The organism is Streptomyces sp. NPDC002896, assembly GCF_040295225.1.
Classification (GTDB): Bacteria; Actinomycetota; Actinomycetes; order Streptomycetales; family Streptomycetaceae; genus Streptomyces.
The window spans coordinates 20,309-39,894 of the sequence record NZ_JBEOVA010000001.1; the positions used below are offsets into that span (position 1 = coordinate 20,309).

Here is a 19,586-nt window from a genome sequence, read left to right on the forward strand (position 1 = left end):
GGGTGCCCACAGCGGAGTCCTGCGGAACTCCTGCCCACGGCGGCGCGGACTGCAGACACCCGCGCGGCGCAGGGTGCCCCAGAGGTCCGTAGCGGGCTATGTGTCGGTGGGACGGGGCATGCTCGGGATGCCGAGGTCTACTGCTGTGCAGCGCCAGCGTTGGTCGGGGCCGCGTTCCAGGCGGAAGGCCATGGCGCGGAGCTGTTCGCCGGCGCCGATGCGGGCGAAGGCCTCGATGGCTCCTGGGCGCGGCTCTTCGTAGCCGATGTCGCGGACGACGGGGCGGTACCTGCCGGTGCGCAGCGGGGAGTGCTCGGCCAGCCAGACCAGTTCGTCGTAGGCCCTGCCTGCGGTGCGCCCGAGCATCGAGTGCACCGGGCGCTGACCGCTGAGCACGGCCAGCAGGAGGTCGGCGAAGCGATCCGTGGGCCGGGGCGCCGGTCCCGGTGGGGTCACCCTCGGCGGGGCTCCGCCGGGACGCCGCGTATCGCGACGGCCGGGCGGGCGTGTTGCGGCGCCGGGCTTGTTGCGCGTCGACCTCGTCATCACCTTGTTCACAGTGGGGCGCCCCGTCCGTTCCGGCCCGGTGGATACCGGGCAGTAGCTTCGTGTGGGGATCTTGTACGAGGCGGTGGGAGCCGCCCGCAAGGAGCGGCAGGGGGCGGCGGAGGGCGTCCGGGAATTCACCTATCAGGGTGACGGGCGGGCGATACGGCCGGTAAAGGCCTGGTCGGAGCCGGGTTCGCGGGGTGTCCGGGAAGCCGCCGTGTCGACGCCGAGCGGGTCCCTCACCCCGCCACGAAGGGGGACTCCCGGCACGTATCCTGAAGGTCTCCCCGCGGCCCGGCGGCATGAATTCCGACTACGAAAGCGGCCAGTATGCGCGTCTACGTCCCCCTGACCCTTCACGGTCTCGCCGAGGCGCACAAGACGGGCGAGCTGGGCCCGGGACCGCTGACGGCCTACGCCGTGACGCCCGCGCTGCGTGAGTGGTACCTCTCCGACGACATCGAGGAGCTCGAGTACGCGGCGCTGAACCGCGCGGCACTCGCCTCGCTCCGGCAGATCGCCACCGACCCGGGAGCCACGCGGCGCCGGGTCGTCGTCGCGGCCGACGTGCCGGACGGAGCCGCGGTCGCCGACCCCGACCGCGGCCTCGACCCCGCCGCGCTCGGTGAGGTCCGGATCGCGGCCGCGGTGCCGCTGGCCAAGGCGGCGGCGGTGCACGTGGACGCGGACGACGCCGAGGCGGACGTGTCCGCGGCGGCGGACGCCCTGGGCGCGGCGGACCAGGGGGACGACGACGCGCAGTTCGTCGTGGACGGCGCGGAGGACCACGAGCTGCTGTGGTACGCGACGCAGGAGATCCCGAACCTCATCGGCTGAGCCGCGGTGCCGGGAGCGGGCACGAAGGGTTGTCAGTGGGGGCGGGTACGTTCTTGGGCATGGGGAAGCACGCAGCGCACATCGTGTGGGACTGGAACGGCACGCTGTTCCACGACAACGACGCGGTCATCGGCGCGACGAACGCCGCCTTCGCGGAGATCGGCCTGGAGCCGATCACGCTGGAGCAGTATCGCGAGCTGTACTGCGTGCCGATACCCCGGTTCTACGAGCGGCTGATGGGCCGGCTGCCGACGGAGGCGGAGTGGGAGGTCATGGACGAGGCCTTCCACCGGCACTACACCGAGTGGCGCGCGGCGTGCAGGCTCGCCGACGGTGCGGAGGTGCTGCTCGCCGACTGGCAGTCGGCGGGCCACAGCCAGTCGATCCTCAGCATGTACGGGCATGACGACCTGCTGCCGCTGGTGAGGGGGTTCGGCATCGAGCCGCACTTCATACGGATCGACGGGCGGACCGGGCCCTCCGGGGGCAGCAAGGCGGAACACATGGTGCGCCATGTGGCCGCGCTCGCCGGGGTGGAACCGGCGCGCACGGTGGTCATCGGGGATGCGGCCGACGATGCGACAGCTGCCCTGCGGGTGGGGGCGCGGGCCGTCCTCTACACCGGTGGTTCGCACAGTCGGGGCAGTCTGGAGGCGGTGGGGGTTCCTGTTGTGGACAGCCTTGCGGAGGCTGTGGCGGAGGCCGAGCGGCTGGCCGCCGGGGGTTCCCCGGCGGCCTGAGGGTGCCCGGTGCTTCCGCTGCGCGGGGCTGCCGTACGACGTTTACGCACTGGTTGTGCCCACCCTCCCCGAGCTACCGCTGGGAGGCGCCCGCAGCCCTGCGGAACGCCTGTCCACAACGCCGACGGCAGTCAGCTCACCGGTGCCTTTGCCCTCAGCACCGTCAGGAACTCTCGCATCCAGCCAGGGTGGTCCGGCCAGGCTCGGGAGGAGACCATGGTGCCGTCGACTACGGCCTCGGCGTCCTTGAAGGTGGCGCCTGCCGCCTGCATGTCGGGTTCCAGGGCCGGGTACGCCGTGACGCGGCGGCCGCGCAGCCCGTCCACGGCCGCCGTGAGCAGCGGGCCGTGGCAGATCTGCGCCACCGGCTTGTCGGAGTCGAAGAACGACTTGAGGATCTTGCGGAGCTCGGGGTCGTTGCGGAGGTACTCCGGGGCCCGGCCGCCCGGGATGACGACGGCCACGTACTGACCGGGGTCGACATCGGCGAAGGCGAGGTCTGCGGGCCATGTGTAGCCCGGCTTCTCCGTGTACGTGTCGAAGCCCGGCTCGAAATCGTGGACCACGAACTGCAGCTTCTTGCGGGTCGGGGCCGCGATGTGAACTTCGTACCCCTCCTCGCGCAGGCGCTGGTAGGGGTAGAGGACCTCCAGTGACTCCGCTGCGTCGCCGGTCACGATAAGGATCTTGGCTGCCATTGCGCTGCGCTCCCCTCGCTCGACCTTCCCGGCTGAGCCGGACGTGTCGCTCGGACGTTTCGCCCAACGTGCCTGCGGTGTCCGTATTTGCCAAGGGGCCGTGCGTCGTTTCGGGTACCTCCATCGTGCGCCGTGCGCACCCCGTCCGCACCACCGCCATCCACATTCCGCGCCGCTTCGCTCCTGTGCAGAACGTCAAACTTCCCCCGCTGGTTTTGTACACATACGGCTCATGACGGGGCACCCGTACAGAGCGATAGCCTTGGTGCCGTGATCAGCGCGATATCCCGCGGGGGCGTCGTCGCCCCTGCCCTGCGCCCGGAGCACACGGAGGACATCCGTGCCCGGGCGGTCGCTGGTCCGCACGGAGGGGGTGGGCCGGCGAGGCCGGCGAAGCCATCGGGACCCCTGGAACACCCGGGATCACCGAGGTCATCCGAATGCTCAAGATTGGCTCATAACACCCCTCTCATCTCTCATCGCGGCATAACGTCGACTCCGACCGGAGACCCCGCGTCGTGGCGTTGCGTCGCATCACTTCCTTCTACGTCACGCAACGGCGCGCGACAGGAGCCAGAGGACAATGCAGACCAAGCTGGACGAAGCCAAGGCCGAGCTGCTCGCACGGGCTGCCCGGGTAGCTGAGAACAGTCCGGTCGGGGGGTACCTACCGACTGGGGAAACCGAAAAGGGCACACCCGACCAGGAGACAGTGCTCGCGTTCCTCCAGCGCTACTACCTGCACACCGCACCAGAGGACCTTGCGGGCCGCGACCCGGTCGATGTCTTCGGAGCCGCTTTCTCCCACTACCGACTGGCCGAGAACCGCCCCCAGGGCACGGCGAACGTCAGGGTCCACACGCCGACCGTCGAGGAGAACGGCTGGACCTGCAGCCACTCCGTCGTCGAGGTCGTCACGGACGACATGCCGTTCCTGGTCGACTCGGTCACCAACGAGCTGTCGCGCCAAGGCCGCGGCATCCATGTCGTCATCCATCCGCAGGTGGTCGTCCGCCGCGACATCACGGGCAAGCTCCTCGAGCTCCTGCCCCCGGGTACCCCCGGGCACCCCGGCCTCGCCGTACTGGCCGCGGCCTCCGAGGCCGCCCGTGGAACCGACCGCGACGTCGCCGCGAAGACCCCCGCAGGCACGCCTCAGCCCCTGCCGCACGACGCGGTCACCGAGTCCTGGATCCACGTCGAGTTCGACCGCGAGACCGACCGCGCCGATCTGAAGCAGATCACCTCCGACCTGCTGCGCGTCCTCTCCGACGCCCGCGAGGCCGTCGAGGACTGGGAGAAGATGCGCGACGCCGCGCTGCGCATCGCCGACGAGCTCCCCGTCGAACCCACCGCCGACGACCTGCGCGACCAGGAGGTCGAAGAGGCCCGGGAGCTGCTGCGCTGGCTCGCGGACGACCACTTCACCTTCCTCGGCTTCCGTGAGTACGAGCTCCGGGACGACGACTCGCTCACCGCCGTCGCCGGCACCGGTCTCGGCATACTGCGATCGGACCCGCACCACGCCGTCGAGGACCACCACCCGGTGAGCCCGTCCTTCAGCCGGCTGCCGGCCGACGTCCGGGCGAAGGCGCGCGAGCACAAGCTGCTGGTGCTGACCAAGGCGAACAGCCGGGCGACCGTGCACCGGCCGTCGTACCTCGACTACGTCGGCGTGAAGAAGTTCGACGCGGACGGCAATGTCGTCGGTGAGCGCCGCTTCCTCGGACTGTTCTCCTCGGCCGCGTACACCGAGTCCGTGCGGCGTGTGCCGGTCATCCGGCGCAAGGTCGACGAGGTGCTGCGCGGTGCGGGCTTCTCGCCCAACAGCCACGACGGCCGCGACCTGCTCCAGATCATGGAGACCTATCCGCGCGACGAGCTCTTCCAGACCCCGGTCGACGAGCTGCGCTCCATCGTGACGAGCGTCCTGTACCTGCAGGAGCGCCGCCGGCTGCGGCTGTACCTGCGCAAGGACGAGTACGGGCGCTACTACTCGGCCCTCGTCTACCTGCCCCGCGACCGATACACCACGGGCGTCCGACTGCGGATCATCGACATCCTCAAGGAGGAGCTCAACGGCGCCAGCGTCGACTTCACCGCCTGGAACACCGAGTCGATCCTCTCCCGGCTCCACTTCGTCGTCCGCGTGGCGCCCGGCACCGAGCTGCCGAAGCTGAGCGACGCCGACAAGGAGCGCATCGAGGCACGGCTCGTCGAGGCCGCCCGGTCCTGGGCCGACGGCTTCGCGGAGGCGCTGAACGCCGAGGTCGGCGAGGAGCGCGCCGCCGCGCTGCTGCGCCGGTACGGCAGCGCCTTCGCCGAGGGCTACAAGGCCGATCACTCTCCGCGCTCCGCCGTCGCGGACATCCTCCACCTGGAGGGACTCACGCAGGAGGGCAGGGACTTCGGGCTCTCCCTGTACGAGCCGGTGGGCGCCGCGCCCGGCGAGCGGCGCTTCAAGATCTACCGCCTGGGCGACCAGATCTCCCTCTCCGCGGTGCTGCCCGTGCTCAACCGCCTCGGCGTCGAGGTCACCGACGAGCGCCCGTACGAGCTGCGCTGCTCGGACCGTACGACCGCGTGGATCTACGACTTCGGGCTGCGTATGCCCAAGGCGGCGGGCGCGACCAACGGCGACTACCTCGGCGAGGACGGCCGCGAGCAGTTCCAGCAGGCCTTCGCGGCCGTCTGGACCGGGCAGGCCGAGAACGACGGATTCAACTCCCTCGTCCTGCGCGCCGGAATCACCTGGCGGCAGGCCATGGTGCTGCGCGCCTACGCCAAGTACCTGCGCCAGGCCGGGTCGAAGTTCAGCCAGGACTACATGGAGGACACCCTCTGCAACAACGTCCACACCACCCGGCTGCTGGTCTCCCTCTTCGAGGCCCGGATGTCCCCGGACCGGCAGCGCATGGGCACCGAGCTGACGGACGCGCTCCTCGAGGAGCTGGACGGCGCGCTCGACCAGGTCGCCTCGCTCGACGAGGACCGGATCCTGCGCTCCTTCCTCACCGTCATCAAGGCGACGCTGCGCACGAACTTCTTCCAGGAGGCCGGGGGCGGCACGGCGCACGGGTATGTCTCCATGAAGTTCGACCCGCAGGTCATCCCGGATCTTCCGGCGCCGCGTCCGGCGTACGAGATCTGGGTGTACTCGCCGCGGGTCGAAGGTGTGCACCTGCGGTTCGGCAAGGTCGCGCGAGGCGGCTTGCGCTGGTCCGACCGGCGTGAGGACTTCCGTACGGAGATCCTCGGCCTGGTGAAGGCGCAGATGGTGAAGAACACCGTCATCGTGCCGGTCGGCGCGAAGGGCGGATTCGTCGCCAAGCAGCTGCCGGATCCGTCCGTGGACCGCGACGCGTGGCTGGCCGAGGGGATCGCCTGCTACAAGATCTTCATCTCGGCGCTGCTCGACATCACCGACAACCTGGTGGCGGGCGAGGTCGTGCCGCCGCACGACGTGGTGCGCCACGACGGGGACGACACCTACCTGGTCGTCGCGGCCGACAAGGGCACCGCGACCTTCTCCGACATCGCCAACGGGGTCGCCGAGAACTACAACTTCTGGCTCGGCGACGCCTTCGCCTCCGGCGGCTCGGCGGGCTACGACCACAAGGCCATGGGCATCACGGCCCGCGGCGCCTGGGAGTCCGTCAAGCGGCACTTCCAGGAGCTGGGCGTGAACACCCAGGCCGAGGACTTCACCGTCGTCGGCATCGGCGACATGTCGGGTGATGTGTTCGGCAACGGCATGCTGCTGAGCGAGCACATCCGCCTGGTCGCCGCCTTCGACCATCGGCACATCTTCATCGACCCGACCCCGGACGCGGCCGTCTCGTACGCCGAGCGGCGCCGCCTCTTCGAGCTGCCGCGCAGCTCCTGGGCCGACTACAACAAGCAACTGCTGTCGGCAGGCGGCGGGGTCTTCCCCCGCTCGGCCAAGTCCGTCCAGCTCAACTCGCACATCCGCAAGGCGCTCGGCATCGAGGGCAACGTCGCCCGGATGACCCCGGCCGAGCTGATGCAGCGGATCCTCAAGGCGCCGGTCGACCTGCTGTGGAACGGCGGCATCGGCACGTATGTGAAGGCGTCGACGGAGACGCACGCCGACGTCGGCGACAAGGGGAACGACGCGATCCGTGTCGACGGCGCCGACCTGCGGGTGAAGGTCGTCGGCGAGGGCGGCAACCTGGGCCTGACCCAGCTCGGCCGTATCGAGTTCGCCCGCCAGGGCGGCAAGATCAACACCGACGCGATCGACAACAGCGCGGGCGTGGACACCTCCGACCACGAGGTGAACATCAAGATCCTGCTGAACTCGGTCGTCGCGGACGGCGACCTGACCGTCAAGCAGCGCAACCAGCTGCTCGCGGAGATGACCGACGAGGTCGGCCGGCTCGTGCTGCGCAACAACTACGCGCAGAACGTGGCCCTGGCCAACGCCGTCGCCCAGGCGCCGGACCTGCTCCACGTCCACCAGCGGATCATGCGCCGGCTGGGGCGTGAGGGCCGCCTGGACAGGGCCCTCGAGTTCCTTCCCACCGACCGGCAGATCCGCGAGCTGCTCAACACCGGGCGCGGGCTGACCCAGCCGGAGCTGGCCGTCCTCCTCGCCTACAACAAGATCACCACAGCCGAGGAGCTCATCGGGACGACGCTGCCGGACGACGCCTACCTGCGGCGGCTGCTGTTCGCGTACTTCCCGCAGGCGCTGCGCGAGAAGTTCCCGACCCAGATCGAGGCGCACGCCCTGCACCGGGAGATCGTCACGACGCTCCTGGTCAACGACACGGTCAACACGGGCGGTACGACCTTCCTGCACCGGCTGCGGGAGGAGACGGGCGCGTCCACCGAAGAGATCGTGCGGGCGCACATGTCCGCGCGGGAGATCTTCGGCCTGGCCGAGGTGTGGGACGCGGTCGAGGGCCTCGACAATGTCGTCGCCGCCGACGTGCTGACCCGTATCCGGCTGCACTCCCGTCGCCTGGTCGAGCGGGGCACGCGCTGGCTGCTCAACAACCGGCCACAGCCGCTGCAGCTCGCCGAGACCATCGACTTCTTCAGCGAGGGCGTGGCCCAGGTCTGGTCGGAGCTGCCGAAGCTGCTGCGCGGCGCGGACGCCGAGTGGTACCAACGCATCTTCGACGAGCTGACCGGCGCGGACGTCCCGGAGGAGCTCGCCCAGCGCGTCGCCGGGTTCTCGTCCGTCTTCCCGGCGCTCGACATCGTCGCGGTCGCCGACCGCATGGGCAAGGACCCGATGTCTGTCGCCGAGGTCTACTACGACCTCGCCGACCGGCTCGGCATCACCGAGCTCATGGACCGCATCATCGAGCTGCCGCGGGCCGATCGGTGGCAGTCCATGGCGCGTGTCTCGATCCGCGAGGACCTGTACGCGGCGCACGCGGCGCTCACCGCGGACGTGCTCGCCGCGGGCAACGGGTCCTCCACGCCGGAGCAGCGGTTCAAGGCGTGGGAGGAGAAGAACGCGGCGCTGCTGGCTCGGGCGCGGGCGACGCTGGAGGAGATCCGGAGCTCGGAGAGCTTCGATCTGGCGGTGTTGTCGGTGGCTATGCGGACCATGCGGACGATGTTGCGTACGCATAACTGAGTTCTGACCGGGGTGCCCTGGGCCTTGCGGCCCGGGGCACCCCCATTCGCGGCGTTATCGTCTGGTTCGTGGTCATCCGCAGAAGCGTGCAGGGCGTCGTTCTGCTTGTGCTCGTGCTCATGCTCGCCGTCGTCGTGCGGCTTCCCTGGGTCGGGGATCTCGGGATCCATGCGGCGACGACCGAGCGGCTGCGGCACAGTCTGTTCGATCCGGGCAATCCCCTCGTCGACGAGGACACCCCGAGCCCGTACTACTCGCCGTGGACCCTGCTGCTCGGCTGTCTCGCCAAGGTCACCGGGCTTTCGGTCTTCGTCGTTCTGCGGATCGGCGCGCTGATCAGTCTCGCGCTGCTGGTGACGGGGGTACGGCACTTCGTCCGGACGTTCAGTACGCGCCGCGCGGCCGTGCCGCTCGCCATCCTCTGCCTGCTGTTCCTGTGGGGCACGCAACTGTTCGAGTGGAGCGGCTTCCTCGGGCTGGGCTCCCTCGCCCTGACGATCTCCTATCCCAGTACGTTCGCGCTGGCCCTGGCCTTCCACTTCTGGGCGCTGCTGCGGAAGGCGCTGCCGGGACCGGCGGGCTGGTGGACCTTCGCCGGACTGGGCCTGATGTGGGCGGTCATTCTGCTCAGCCACCAGTTCTCGGGTGTGGTGGCGTCGTTCGGCGCCCTCGCCGTGGTGCTGGGGGCACGGCCCTGGCCCGGCCGGAGTGCGTGGGTCAGGCTCGGTGCGGGGCTTGTGCTGGGCGTCGTGGTCCTCGCGCTCTGGCCGTACTACGACTTCTTCGCGCTCTTCGGCACCCAGGATCTGGACGCCATCCACCGCTCCCTCTACCGCGACGTGCTGCCCCGCTTCTGGCTCGTACTCGTCGGCGTCGCCGCACTGGCACTGCGGTGGCGCCGTGATCGCCGCGATCCGCTGGTGATCTTCTTTCTGCTGGGTGCACTGGTGTTCACTGCCGGCTGGCTGACCGGCCACTACTCATGGGGGCGCGTCCTGCCCGCCGCCCTGATCCCGGCGCAGCTGGCCGCCGCGCTGGAGGTCGCGGAGTGGGGCGGCAGTCGTGCGGGGGCTCCTGCCACGCGACCGACGACGCTCTTCGCGGCCGTCCTCGCCGTCGCGTTCCTCGCCGGCGCCTGGACCCAGGCCGGGACGCTCGGTTACGCGATCCGCCCCGGAATGCTGCCCGCGGCCGTGGCGGACAAGTACCGCAAGCCCTGGGACGGCTACCACTGGATCACCCCGTGGGTGTCGTACGGAGACGTGGTGATGGCCAAGACCTTCCCGGCCCGGCAGATCCCCGCGTACGGCCCCTACACCGTGGCGCCGGGCTACCCGGACTTCTTCCTCCCTGACCAGCAGCAGCGCCTGGACGCGGTGAAGCGCTACTTCGCCGCCGGCACACCGCGCGCCGAGCGCCTCGGCATACTGCACCGCTACGGCGTCCGCTGGGTCGTGCAGCGCCCGGCCGACGGCGGCCTGCCCGCCGGTGACCCGGGCTTGCGGCGGGTGACGTCGGGGCCGGGCGGACAGATCCTGTACGAAGTCCTCGGCTGAGCCGAGGAACCGTAGCCAGGCCCCCCTCAGGCCCCTCAGGCTCCCTCGGGCCCCCTCAGGCCAGCGCGCTCGCGACGGTCCGCGCAGTCCGGCCCACTCGCGTCCGCGCGGCCCGCCGTGCCAGCGGCCGCGCGACGTGTGCGGTGACGCCGAGGGGCGCCCAGCGGATCTGCAGCCGTCCGGCGGCGCGGCCCTCGGGCTCCACCGTCACCAGGTGCGGGGCGGCTCCATGCCGGTAGTCGACGCGGGTGGTGAGCGTAGGGAAGGACAGCGGGGCGAGCAGCAGTCCGGTGTTGCGCTGGCGCTGCTGTTCGAGCTGCAGCACGGGGTGGCGGGCGCCGTCGAAGCCGTGCAGGGGCAGCGTGGCGGCGGCCAGATCCAGACGTACGCCGCCCTCGAAGACGCCGGGCCGCACCGGGTCCAGGCGGAACGGTGTGGTCAGCCGGCGGCGCCCGGGGGTGACGACGAGGGTCGCGATGTGCGGGCCGACCGGAAGCCGCAGCCCCGGATCGTAGGTGCGGATCCGCAAGTCGACGCAGGCCCCAGGACCGCCCTCCACCGGCGTGACGTCCGTGATCTCGTGGCGGAACCGTGCGGTCTGGAAGGACCGCGCCTCAAGACCCTGGTCGGTGAGGTCGAGTTCGCGTCGCGCGGACTCCGTGTCCGGCACCCGCTCGCCCCAGTAGATCCGTCCCGCGTCATCGGCGGTGACCGTGCGCGGCGCCACCGCGTAACCGAGGGCCCGGGCGGCGAGCCGGGCGTCGGCGAGGCGTCCGTCGCGTACGAGCTGGAGCACGATCCGTTCGTCGCGCGGCAGCCGCTCGTACGCCCCCGGCGCGAGCGTTGCCAGATACGGGTTGACGATCTCCGCGAAACCGGCCAGCCACTCCTCGTCGCGGTACGGCAGGTCGCCCGCGTACATGCGGAAGTCGTGCTTGAGGAACTTGTGGTCCTTGTCCACGCGGACCGCGTCGTGCCCGCTCTCGGCGAGGAAGCCGTCGATCAGCGTCTGGACGTGGATCCGGTCCCGGACGTTGCCGAGCATGTGCCGCTGGTTGGAGATCGAGGCGGCTTCGGCGTCGGCGTACGGATCTATGTACCAGCGGTAGACCGGCTCAGGGACGATAGTGAACGACCTGGCCAGGCAGTACGCCTGCGCCGAGAACAGCTGGTCCTCGTAGTGGATGCCCTCGGGGAAGCGCAGCCCGTGCCGGTCCAGGAACTCGCGCGCGTACATCTTGCTGGTCGACAAGTGCTCGAAGAACAGCCGGGGTTCGGCCTCGATGCCGGGCACCGTCCGCCGCTCGGCGACCAGACGGGGCATCCACATCGACTTGGAGCCGGTGTCGACACGGATCCGCTCGACCGCGCCCAACGCGAAGTCGATGTCACGTTCACGATGCGCTGCGAGCAGCAACTCGACGGCATTGTCGGTGAGTTCGTCGTCGCTGTCGAGGAACATCACATACGGGGCGCCGGCGATGTCGAGCGCGCGGTTGCGCGGTGCGCTGCAGCCGCCGCTGTTCTCCGGAAGCCGCAGGCTGATGATGCGGTCGTCCTCGGCGGCGAGCGTCCGTGCCACCTCGGGTGTGTGGTCCGTCGAGTGGTCGTCGCTGATGACGATCTCGATGTTCGCGTGCGTCTGGCGGCGTACCGAGGCGACGGCGCGCGGCAGTCGCTCGGCGTCGTTGTAGACGATGACGACGACCGTCACGTCGGGAGTCGTCGACGGGGTGGCGGGGCTGGGGCTCATCGGCGTGCGGCCTCCTCGGGCGTCGGCGCGGGCGTGCGCTCGTCGACGGGCACGACGGGCGGCAGGGACTCCTCGCTCTCGCCGAGGAAGACCCGGCGTACGACCCGCTCGGCGGCGTGCCCGTCGTCGAACTCGCAGAAGCGGCGGCGGAACGCGGCCCGTGCCTTCGCGGCGGTCTCGTCGCGCCAGGCGCCCGAGGTGAAGATCTCCGCCAGCTCGTCCTGGGTGCGGGCGATCCGGCCCGGCGCCTCCTCCAGCAGGTCGAAGTAGACCCCGCGGGTCCGCGCGTAGATCTCCCAGTCGTCGGCGTACACGACGATCGGGCGGTCCAGGTTCGCGTAGTCGAACATGATCGACGAGTAGTCCGTGACCAGCGCGTCCGCGGCGAGCGCCAGCTCTTCCACCGGGTCGTACGACGACACGTCGATGATCCGGCCGCTTCTGCGCAGCCAGGCGGGCGGGGCTGCGGCGCCGCTGTAGAAGTAGTGGCCGCGCACCAGGAGCACGGTGTTCTCGCCGAGCCGTTCGGCGAGCGAGGTGAGGCCGAGGCGCGGGGTCCAGTTCGCCTCGTAGTCGCGGTGCGTGGGCGCGTACAGGATCGCCTTCCTGCCGGGCGGGATGCCCAGTTGGTCGCGGATGGCGAGGACGTCGTCGGCGCCGGCCCGGTAGTAGACGTCGTTGCGCGGATAGCCGTAGTCGAGGGTTCTGTAGTGCGCGGGATAGGCGTGCTCCCACACCTCCGTGGAGTGGCTGTTCGCGGAGACGCTGTAGTCCCATTTGTCGACACGGGACAGCAGGCCGCGGAAGTTGAAGCCCTTGGCGACCACCGGATACTCCCGCTGGTCCAGGCCCATCCGCTTGAGCGGGGTGCCGTGATGGGTCATCACGTGGACGGACTCGGGGCGTTTCACCACGGCGCCGGGGAAGTTGACGTTGTTGACGAAGTACCGGGCGCGGGCCATGACCTCCCAGTAGCGCCGGGTGCCGGGCACGACATGGTCGGTGCCGGGCGGCAGCAGCGGCGCCCTCGCGGCGGACACCGTCCACACCGGGTGGATGTGCGGGGCGAGCCTGCCGAGCTCGGCGGCGATCGCCGCGGGATTGCAGGCCACGCCGCGGTCCCAGTACGCCGAGAAGACGGCGAGGTGCGGGTCGATGGGTCGGCGAAGGTCCTGGTGGTAGCGGAAGTCGCGGACCTTGGCGCCGACTTTGGCCCTGACCTTCCGCTTCTGTGCCGCGAGCGCGGATCTGGCCTTGCGCTGCCTGTGGTTGGCGGCCTGCAGCAAGCGGTACTTGGCGTAGGCGTCCTGTTCGAGGAGTGAGCGCTGGAGGCCGCCCAGTCCCGCGGGGCGGGCATGGCCCTGCGGGCGCCAGGCGACCGCGCCCTGCGACGCACGGTGGAAGAACTCCCGTACGACCGGCTCCGGCTGCCCGCCGCGTGCGATGATCCGCAGCCACTCGGAGACCATCAGGTCGTAGACGGCGGCGCGCAGCGCGGCGGCTGCTCCGCGGTCGGCCATGAGCCGCTGCACGGCCTCGTACTGGCCGATCTGCGCGTACAACTCCTCGGCGGCGGGCGGCGGCAGACTCCCCGGCCTCAACTGGCGGTGGTCCAGGCATACGCGGTCGAGGCAGGCGACGTTCGTGGCGTGGAGCAGCGTGGCGTAGGCGGCGAAGAGCTCGTCGTCGGCGGAGGCTTCGGCCTCGGGGCCTGTCGCGCGGGGGCCGTTCGGGTGTGGCGGGCGGAACTCGTCCGCGTGCGTGCGCCAGAATTCCGCGCGCAGCGCCCGGTTCCCCAGCAGCGGTGCGACTCGCGACAGGCCCGGGAAGTCCGCGAGGGCGAAGGGTACGGGGCCTGCCTTGGCCAGCACCCGGCTGTCCCGCCCGGCCGCCCCCGGGCTGTTCCAGGTCGAGCGGACGTGGTCGAAGAGCAGGACGTCCACCGAGTCGGGAAGTCCGTCGGTGTGTTCGGCGACGGCACGCTGGGCCCCCGGAGGCAGGGCGTCCTTGCCATGCACGAACTGCAGCCAGCGGCCCGCGGCCTGCCCGGCGCCCGCCGCCCGCGCCGCGGCGTCGGTCGTGTCCTGGGGGAGGGCGACGGGGACGATACGGGGGTCGCGGGCGGCATGGACCTCGGCGACCCGCTGGGCGGACGCGCCGACCGCCGCGACGATCACTTCGACGTCGGCGCCGGGGTCGTCCCGGCAGATCCCGTCCAGGCACTCGTCGAGATGACCCTGGACATTGCGTCCGTACACGATGACGCTCAGGCGTGGCTGCACACGGACTCCTTGCCTCGAGCGGTGCTCCCCGGCTCCCCATAGCGTAATAAGTCATCGCTTGATGCGACAAAAGGTATACATACGGTTGGGGCTGGGAGGCCGTCTCAGGCGGCCTTCTTGCCGCCGGTGCCGCCCGCGCCGCCCGTGAAGGCCTCGTACTCCTCGAGCACCTCGTCCGTCGGCCCGTCCATGCGCAGCTCGCCGCGCTCCAGCCACAGCACGCGGTCGCAGGTGTCGCGGATGGACTTGTTGTTGTGGCTGACGAGGAAGACCGTGCCGGCGTGCTTGCGCAGCTCGCGGATGCGGGCCTCGGAGCGTTTCTGGAACGAGCGGTCGCCGGTGGCCAGCGCCTCGTCGATCAGCAGGACGTCGTGGTCCTTGGCGGCGGCGATGGAGAAGCGGAGCCGGGCCGCCATGCCGGAGGAGTACGTGCGCATCGGAAGGGTGATGAAGTCGCCCTTCTCGTTGATGCCCGAGAAGTCGGCGATCTCCTGGTAGCGCTCGCGGACCTCCTCGCGCGACATGCCCATGGCCAGCCCGCCGAGATACACGTTGCGCTCGCCGGTCAGGTCGTTCATCAGGGCCGCGTTCACGCCGAGGAGCGAGGGCTGGCCCTCCGTGAAGATCCGCCCGTTCTCCACGGGCAGCAGCCCCGCGACGGCCTTGAGCAGGGTGGACTTGCCCGAGCCGTTGGTGCCGATCAGGCCGATGGCCTCGCCCTTGTACGCGGTGAAGGAGACGCCCTTGACCGCGTGCACCTTGCGGACGCCCGCAGCGCCGGCCGCCCGGCCGGGCCGCAGGATCCGGCTCAGCGCGGCCGTGGCGCTGCCGCGGCCGGTGCGCACCCCGTTGACGCGGTAGACGATGTCGACCCGGTCGACGACGACGGTGGGGATCAGAGGCTCGCCAGGGCCCGCGGATCCGTCGGCGCGCGTGTCGGCGGGTGCGGTGTCGAGTGCGGTGTCGGGTGCGGTGTCGAATGTGATGTCGGGTGTCTCAGCCACGGCCGTACTGCTCCTCTGCCTGCCAGAAGTAGATGAACCCGCCGACGCCGGCGAGCAGCGCCCAGCCCAGGGCCCACGCCCACACGTGGTGCGGGAGCTGGCCCGCGTGGAAGCTGTCGATGAGCGCGAACCGCATGAGGTCGATGTAGACGGCCGCCGGATTGGCCTCGAGGAGGATGCGCACGGCATGCGGCAGGTGGGTGTGGTTCAGGACCTTGTCGATGCTCCACATGACACCGGACACGTACATCCAGGTGCGCAGCACGAACGGCATCAGCTGGGCGATGTCCGGGGTCTTGCTGCCCATCCTGGCCATGATCAGCGCAAGGCCGGTGTTGAAGGTGAACTGCAGCAGCAGTACGGGGATCACCAGCACCCAGGACAGGGTGGGCGGCACCCCGAAGACGAGCAGGATCACGACCAGCGCGCACATCGAGAACAGCAACTGCTGGAGCTGCTGCAGGCAGTACGAGATCGGCAGCGCCGCCCGCGGGAAGTGCAGGGCGCGTACGAGACCGAGGCTGCCGGAGATCGCCCGGGTGCCGGACATCACCGAGCTCTGCGTGAAGGTGAACACGAAGACGCCGGTGACCAGGAACGGGATGTAGTCGGGGACGCCGCGCTTGGTGTTCATCAGCACGCCGAAGATGAAGTAGTAGACCGCCGCGTTCAGCAGGGGCGTCATGACCTGCCAGACCTGGCCGAGCTTCGCCTGGCTGTACTGGGCGGTGAGCTTGGCGGTGGCGAACGCGGTGATGAAGTGGCGCCGGTCCCACAGCTGGTGGACGTAGGCGGGCAGCGAGGGGCGCGCGCCGCTGACGGTCAGGCCGTACCGGGCGGCGAGGGCGGCGGGATCTTCGGCCGGCTGCGCAGCGGGAGGCGCGTTCCGGGCCGGCTGGGGTGTGGCATCGAGGACCTGACTCACGTCCGCTGCTTTCACTCGGGTGTCAGGGAGGGTGAGGCGCGTGCGACCGATCGGGACGGTCGCGTCTGGACGGTCACGTCTGGACGGGCGCGCGTCGGGACAGGGCGCATACGTCGGAACGGGACCGTTTCGTCGTGACGCTGAGAGTAGGCGGCCTCGACGTCGGAACGCAACCGTCTCGTCGTAGCGTCCTATGCTGGTGCCCATGACGACGAACGACGCCCAGCCGCGCCGCAGAGCTCCTGCCGGGGCCGCCGTGCTCCGCGAGGACGTGACGGAGGCCATCCGCGCCGCCGTCTTCGAGGAGCTGGCAGCCGTGGGCTTCGCCCGTATGTCCATCGAGGGCATCGCGCGCCGCGCGGGGGTCGGCAAGACCGCCGTCTACCGGCGCTGGCGCTCCAAACTGCACCTCGTACTCGACCTGGTCTCGGCGGTCGCGGTGCAGGGGCTGCCGATGCCGGACACGGGGTCGCTCGAGGGCGACCTGCGGCTGCTGTACGAGGTGACGTCGCGCGCCCTGCGCCACCCCGTGGCCTCGCAGATCATTCCTGACCTCCAGGCGGAGGCAGCCCGCAATCCGGACATCGAGCAGGCCCTGCAGAAGGCGCTCCGCGAGGGCCAGCACGGCGTCGCGAGCGGCATCCTCAGCTCGGCCGTGGCCCGCGGTGAACTGCGCGAAGGCGTCGACGAGGACCTCGCCCTCGACCTGATCTCCGGTCCGCTGTACTGGCGGTCGGTGGTGGTCAGGGGCGACCTGTCCAAGGGGTATCTGGCCGGCTTGACGAAGGCTACGGCGGCGGCGCTGCGCGCGCTGTGACGCGCATGCGGCGGCACCTGGGCAGGAGTGTTCGGGTTGCTGGGCCTCGGCCGAAGGGGCTCAGCCGCGGCGGGCCGCCTCCGGGTGCAGCCGTACCCATCCCTCCCACGCCGACGTGATCATGTCCCGTACGTCGTGCTTCGCCTTCCAGCCCAGTTCCGCCGCGATGCGGTCGGCGGAGGCGACGACCCGGGCCGGGTCGCCGGGGCGGCGGGCCGTCACGGTCGGCGGGGTGCCGTATCCCGTCACCTCGTTGATCCGGTCGATCATCTCGCGTACCGAAACGCCCTCACCGCGTCCGATGTTGAGCGTCAGATCGGCGCCGGGCGTGGCGGCCAAGCGGCGGGCCGTGGCCACGTGGGCCTCGGCCAGGTCCACCACGTGGATGTAGTCCCGTACGCACGTGCCGTCCGGCGTCGCGTAGTCCGCGCCGAAGATGCGCGGCGATGCGCCTTCCGTCAGCTTCTCGAAGACCATCGGGACGAGGTTGAAGACGCCCACGTCGGCGAGTTCGGGTGCCGCGGCGCCCGCCACGTTGAAGTAGCGCAACGACGCCGTCGCCAGTCCGTGGGCGCGGCCCACCGCGCGCACCAGCCACTCGCCCGTCAGCTTGGTCTCGCCGTACGGGCTCATCGGGAGGCACGGCGTCTCCTCGGTCACCAGGTCCACGTCCGGCATCCCGTACACCGCGGCGGACGAGGAGAACACGAACGACGGGACGGACGCCGCCACCACGGCCTCCAGCAGGACCCGCAGGCCCTCCACGTTCTCGCGGTAGTAGCGCAGCGGCTCGTCGACGGACTCGCCCACCTGCTTCTTCGCCGCCAGGTGCACGACGCCGGTGACGCCGTGCTCGGCCAGCGTCCGGTCCAGCAGGTCGCGGTCCAGGGTCGAGCCGGTGACGAGGGGTACGCCATCGGGGACGCGTTCCGCGATTCCGGTGGACAGGTCGTCGTAGACCACGGCTCGCTCACCGGCCTGGGTCATCGCGCGGACGACGTGTGCCCCGATGTATCCGGCGCCGCCGGTGATCAGCCAGGTCATGGTCGATGGTCACCTGTCCCGTCGTGTCGTTCGGCTGTCGTGTCGTACGCCCGCTGTGTCGTTCGTACGTCGTTCGTACGTATCAGTGAACCCGTATCAGTGAACCCGTATCAGTGAACCAGTCTCGCCGCTCTCCGTCGCACGACCTCTGCCACCCCTCGCAGCCCGGGCGCCAGCCGCAGCGCGAGGGACCCCGAATGGGTGGCGTACGGCTGTACGAGCAGGACGCCGTGGCGGCGGCTGGGCAGGACCGATCGGCGTAACAGGCCGGGGCCCGCGGTCGCGTGGGCCGTCGTCTCGCGCTGCGTGCCGTCGTGGAAACGGAGCCGCAGACGCAGGTCCCAGACGCCGGTGCCCAGCGACGCCAGGTCCACCAGCGCTTCGGCGGACCAGGAGTCCTCGTCGTCCGGATCGCGGACGAACGAGGCCGTCCGGCGCAGACTGGCTCTGCCGCACTGCCGGTCCAGGAACTCGACGTCGACCGACTCAGGGCCCGCGTCCGCCACCCGTCCGTACAGCTCGTGCAGACGCAGCCGCAGTCGAGTGGCACGCGCGCGTGGCCGCAGTTCCGCGTCGACGGCCACAGGAAGGACGCGCATCGGCCGGACCAGCAGATGGTCGAGGCTCACCTGGGGCAGGTCCGGTGACCACACCGGGGTGCCGTCCGCGGCACGCGCATAGGGGGGCAGCAGCCGTGCCGGGCGGGAGGCCAGCTCCCTCAGCCGCGGCAGGTCCCGCGGCTCGTCGGATGCGAGGACGACGCGCGCGATGACGCGGCCGGGGGCGGGGGCCGGCTCGAAGTCGGCCGTGTCGAAGGTCTCCAGGTACGCGCGCGTGAGGGCCCACCAGGCGCGCCGGTACCCGGTTCCGTGCAGCTCCAGTTCGCGCGCGTACATCCGCAGCGGGTGGTCGAGGGAGTGGGCGCGGGCGGCCCGCGCCAGCCTCTTCTCGCCGGCGGCCAGCAGGATCTCGACCGCCTGGCCGTGTGCCGCCGTACGCGCGCGCCAGTTGTCGACGCCCGAGCGGTCGAGGGAGATCGACAGCTGTGCGGCCGCCCGGCGGACGTGCCATACGTAGACCGCGTCGGGGACCAGCGCGATGCGGGGGGCGGCCGCGAGCACGCGGGCGCTGAAGACGACGTCCTCGTACGGGAACTGGCCGTCGGGGAAGCGGATCGCGTGCTCGCGCAGGAAGACGGTGCGGTACAGCTTGCCGACGCAGAGCGCGTCGCGGACCAGCGCCGGGCGCCGCTCCGGACGGGCGACGACAGCGGGCCTCACGTGGAGCTCGGGCAGCCAGGGGGTCTCTCGGGAGCGAACCCCACGGCCGGGCGGCAGTTCGCGGCGCACGCACAGGCCCGACGCGACGTCGGCGCTGTGCTCGACGGCGGCGTTCAGCAGGGCTGTCACGGCGCCGGGCGGCAGTACGTCGTCGCTGTCGAGGAACATCACGTACGGGGACGTGCACGCGTCGATGCCGTCGTTGCGGGGAGTGCCGCAGCCGCCGCTGTTGGCGTCGCGGCGGATCACCCTCAGACGCGGGTCCTCGGCCGCAAGCCGCTGCAGGATGTCACCGCTGCCGTCCGTCGAACAGTCGTCGACGGCGATCACCTCGCGGACGGCGGGCCCCTGGTCGAGTGCCGAGCGCACCGCGTCCGTCACGTGGGCCGCGTCGTCGTAGCCGATCACGACGACGCATACCTGTGACGTGTGAGGAGGCGCCAGGTCCATAGGTAGAAATCTTAGGGCTTCGGTGCATTTATCCCGT

13 protein-coding genes are annotated in these 19,586 nt (G+C 70.6%); 5 read left to right on the forward strand and 8 right to left on the reverse strand.

Features of this window, described 5'->3' with window-relative positions; all coding sequences use genetic code 11:
* Positions 1 to 96: 96 nt before the first annotated feature.
* A complete protein-coding gene (locus ABT009_RS00085; protein WP_351287567.1) occupies positions 97 to 456 on the reverse strand; it encodes an Rv3235 family protein in 360 nt (119 codons plus the stop codon).
* Between the two features lie 423 nt (positions 457 to 879).
* On the opposite strand from ABT009_RS00085, the gene ABT009_RS00090 reads away from it, so the two are divergent.
* Positions 880 to 1,386 (forward strand): DUF6912 family protein, encoded by a 507-nt coding sequence (locus ABT009_RS00090; RefSeq protein ID WP_351287569.1) that lies wholly within the window; start codon positions 880 to 882, stop codon positions 1,384 to 1,386.
* 59 nt (positions 1,387 to 1,445) lie between these two features.
* A complete protein-coding gene (locus ABT009_RS00095; protein ID WP_351287572.1) occupies positions 1,446 to 2,126 on the forward strand; it encodes an HAD family hydrolase in 681 nt (226 codons plus the stop codon).
* Between the two features lie 131 nt (positions 2,127 to 2,257).
* On the opposite strand, the gene ABT009_RS00100 is transcribed toward ABT009_RS00095, so the two are convergent.
* Positions 2,258 to 2,824, reverse strand: coding sequence for a DJ-1/PfpI family protein (locus ABT009_RS00100; RefSeq protein WP_351287575.1), 567 nt, complete (start codon positions 2,822 to 2,824; stop codon positions 2,258 to 2,260).
* Between the two features lie 583 nt (positions 2,825 to 3,407).
* Here ABT009_RS00100 and ABT009_RS00105 point away from each other — a divergent pair.
* Together ABT009_RS00105 and ABT009_RS00110 are read left to right on the forward strand one after the other, a co-directional pair.
* Positions 3,408 to 8,438 (forward strand): NAD-glutamate dehydrogenase, encoded by a 5,031-nt coding sequence (locus ABT009_RS00105; RefSeq protein WP_351287578.1) that lies wholly within the window; start codon positions 3,408 to 3,410, stop codon positions 8,436 to 8,438.
* Between the two features lie 119 nt (positions 8,439 to 8,557).
* Positions 8,558 to 9,994: a putative glycosyltransferase family protein gene (locus tag ABT009_RS00110; protein WP_351288549.1), complete on the forward strand. Its 1,437-nt coding sequence runs from the start codon at positions 8,558 to 8,560 to the stop codon at positions 9,992 to 9,994.
* A 55-nt stretch (positions 9,995 to 10,049) separates the two neighbouring features.
* Here the strand turns inward: ABT009_RS00110 and ABT009_RS00115 are convergent, their stop codons facing one another.
* The 4 genes from ABT009_RS00115 to ABT009_RS00130 form a co-directional block, all read right to left on the reverse strand.
* The gene (locus tag ABT009_RS00115; protein WP_351287580.1) at positions 10,050 to 11,747 is read right to left on the reverse strand and encodes a glycosyltransferase family 2 protein; all 1,698 of its coding nucleotides are present in this window, start codon (positions 11,745 to 11,747) and stop codon (positions 10,050 to 10,052) included.
* Positions 11,744 to 14,029, reverse strand: coding sequence for a CDP-glycerol glycerophosphotransferase family protein (locus ABT009_RS00120; RefSeq protein ID WP_351287583.1), 2,286 nt, complete (start codon positions 14,027 to 14,029; stop codon positions 11,744 to 11,746). The genes ABT009_RS00115 and ABT009_RS00120 overlap by 4 nt, the downstream gene beginning before the upstream one ends.
* A gap of 104 nt (positions 14,030 to 14,133) precedes the next feature.
* Entirely contained in the window at positions 14,134 to 14,928 is a 795-nt protein-coding gene (locus tag ABT009_RS00125; RefSeq protein ID WP_351288551.1) for an ABC transporter ATP-binding protein, read from the reverse strand.
* Positions 14,929 to 15,025: 97 nt separating this feature from the next.
* Entirely contained in the window at positions 15,026 to 15,958 is a 933-nt protein-coding gene (locus tag ABT009_RS00130; RefSeq protein ID WP_351287586.1) for an ABC transporter permease, read from the reverse strand.
* 205 nt (positions 15,959 to 16,163) lie between these two features.
* Between ABT009_RS00130 and ABT009_RS00135 the strand changes: the two genes are divergently transcribed.
* Positions 16,164 to 16,775 (forward strand): TetR/AcrR family transcriptional regulator, encoded by a 612-nt coding sequence (locus ABT009_RS00135; RefSeq protein ID WP_502989778.1) that lies wholly within the window; start codon positions 16,164 to 16,166, stop codon positions 16,773 to 16,775.
* A 60-nt stretch (positions 16,776 to 16,835) separates the two neighbouring features.
* Here the strand turns inward: ABT009_RS00135 and galE are convergent, their stop codons facing one another.
* Together galE and ABT009_RS00145 are read right to left on the reverse strand one after the other, a co-directional pair.
* Complete coding sequence (gene galE / locus ABT009_RS00140) at positions 16,836 to 17,819, reverse strand: UDP-glucose 4-epimerase GalE (RefSeq protein WP_351287591.1); 984 nt, start codon at positions 17,817 to 17,819, stop codon at positions 16,836 to 16,838.
* A gap of 110 nt (positions 17,820 to 17,929) precedes the next feature.
* Positions 17,930 to 19,549 carry a glycosyltransferase family 2 protein gene (locus tag ABT009_RS00145; RefSeq protein ID WP_351287594.1) on the reverse strand — a complete coding sequence of 540 codons (1,620 nt, stop codon included), beginning with the start codon at positions 19,547 to 19,549 and terminating at the stop codon, positions 17,930 to 17,932.
* Positions 19,550 to 19,586 lie beyond the last annotated feature (37 nt).

Bases quoted from the DNA above. Each gene is read 5' to 3' on its own strand.
- ABT009_RS00090 (WP_351287569.1), top strand. From the start codon at position 880: ATGCGCGTCTACGTCCCCCTGACCCTTCACGGTCTCGCCGAGGCGCAC.
- ABT009_RS00095 (WP_351287572.1), top strand. From the start codon at position 1,446: ATGGGGAAGCACGCAGCGCACATCGTGTGGGACTGGAACGGCACGCTG.
- ABT009_RS00100 (WP_351287575.1), bottom strand. From the start codon at position 2,824: ATGGCAGCCAAGATCCTTATCGTGACCGGCGACGCAGCGGAGTCACTG.
- ABT009_RS00105 (WP_351287578.1), top strand. From the start codon at position 3,408: ATGCAGACCAAGCTGGACGAAGCCAAGGCCGAGCTGCTCGCACGGGCT.
- ABT009_RS00110 (WP_351288549.1), top strand. From the start codon at position 8,558: ATGCTCGCCGTCGTCGTGCGGCTTCCCTGGGTCGGGGATCTCGGGATC.
- ABT009_RS00115 (WP_351287580.1), bottom strand. From the start codon at position 11,747: ATGAGCCCCAGCCCCGCCACCCCGTCGACGACTCCCGACGTGACGGTC.
- ABT009_RS00135 (WP_502989778.1), top strand. From the start codon at position 16,164: ATGACGACGAACGACGCCCAGCCGCGCCGCAGAGCTCCTGCCGGGGCC.
- galE (WP_351287591.1), bottom strand. From the start codon at position 17,819: ATGACCTGGCTGATCACCGGCGGCGCCGGATACATCGGGGCACACGTC.
- ABT009_RS00145 (WP_351287594.1), bottom strand. From the start codon at position 19,549: ATGGACCTGGCGCCTCCTCACACGTCACAGGTATGCGTCGTCGTGATC.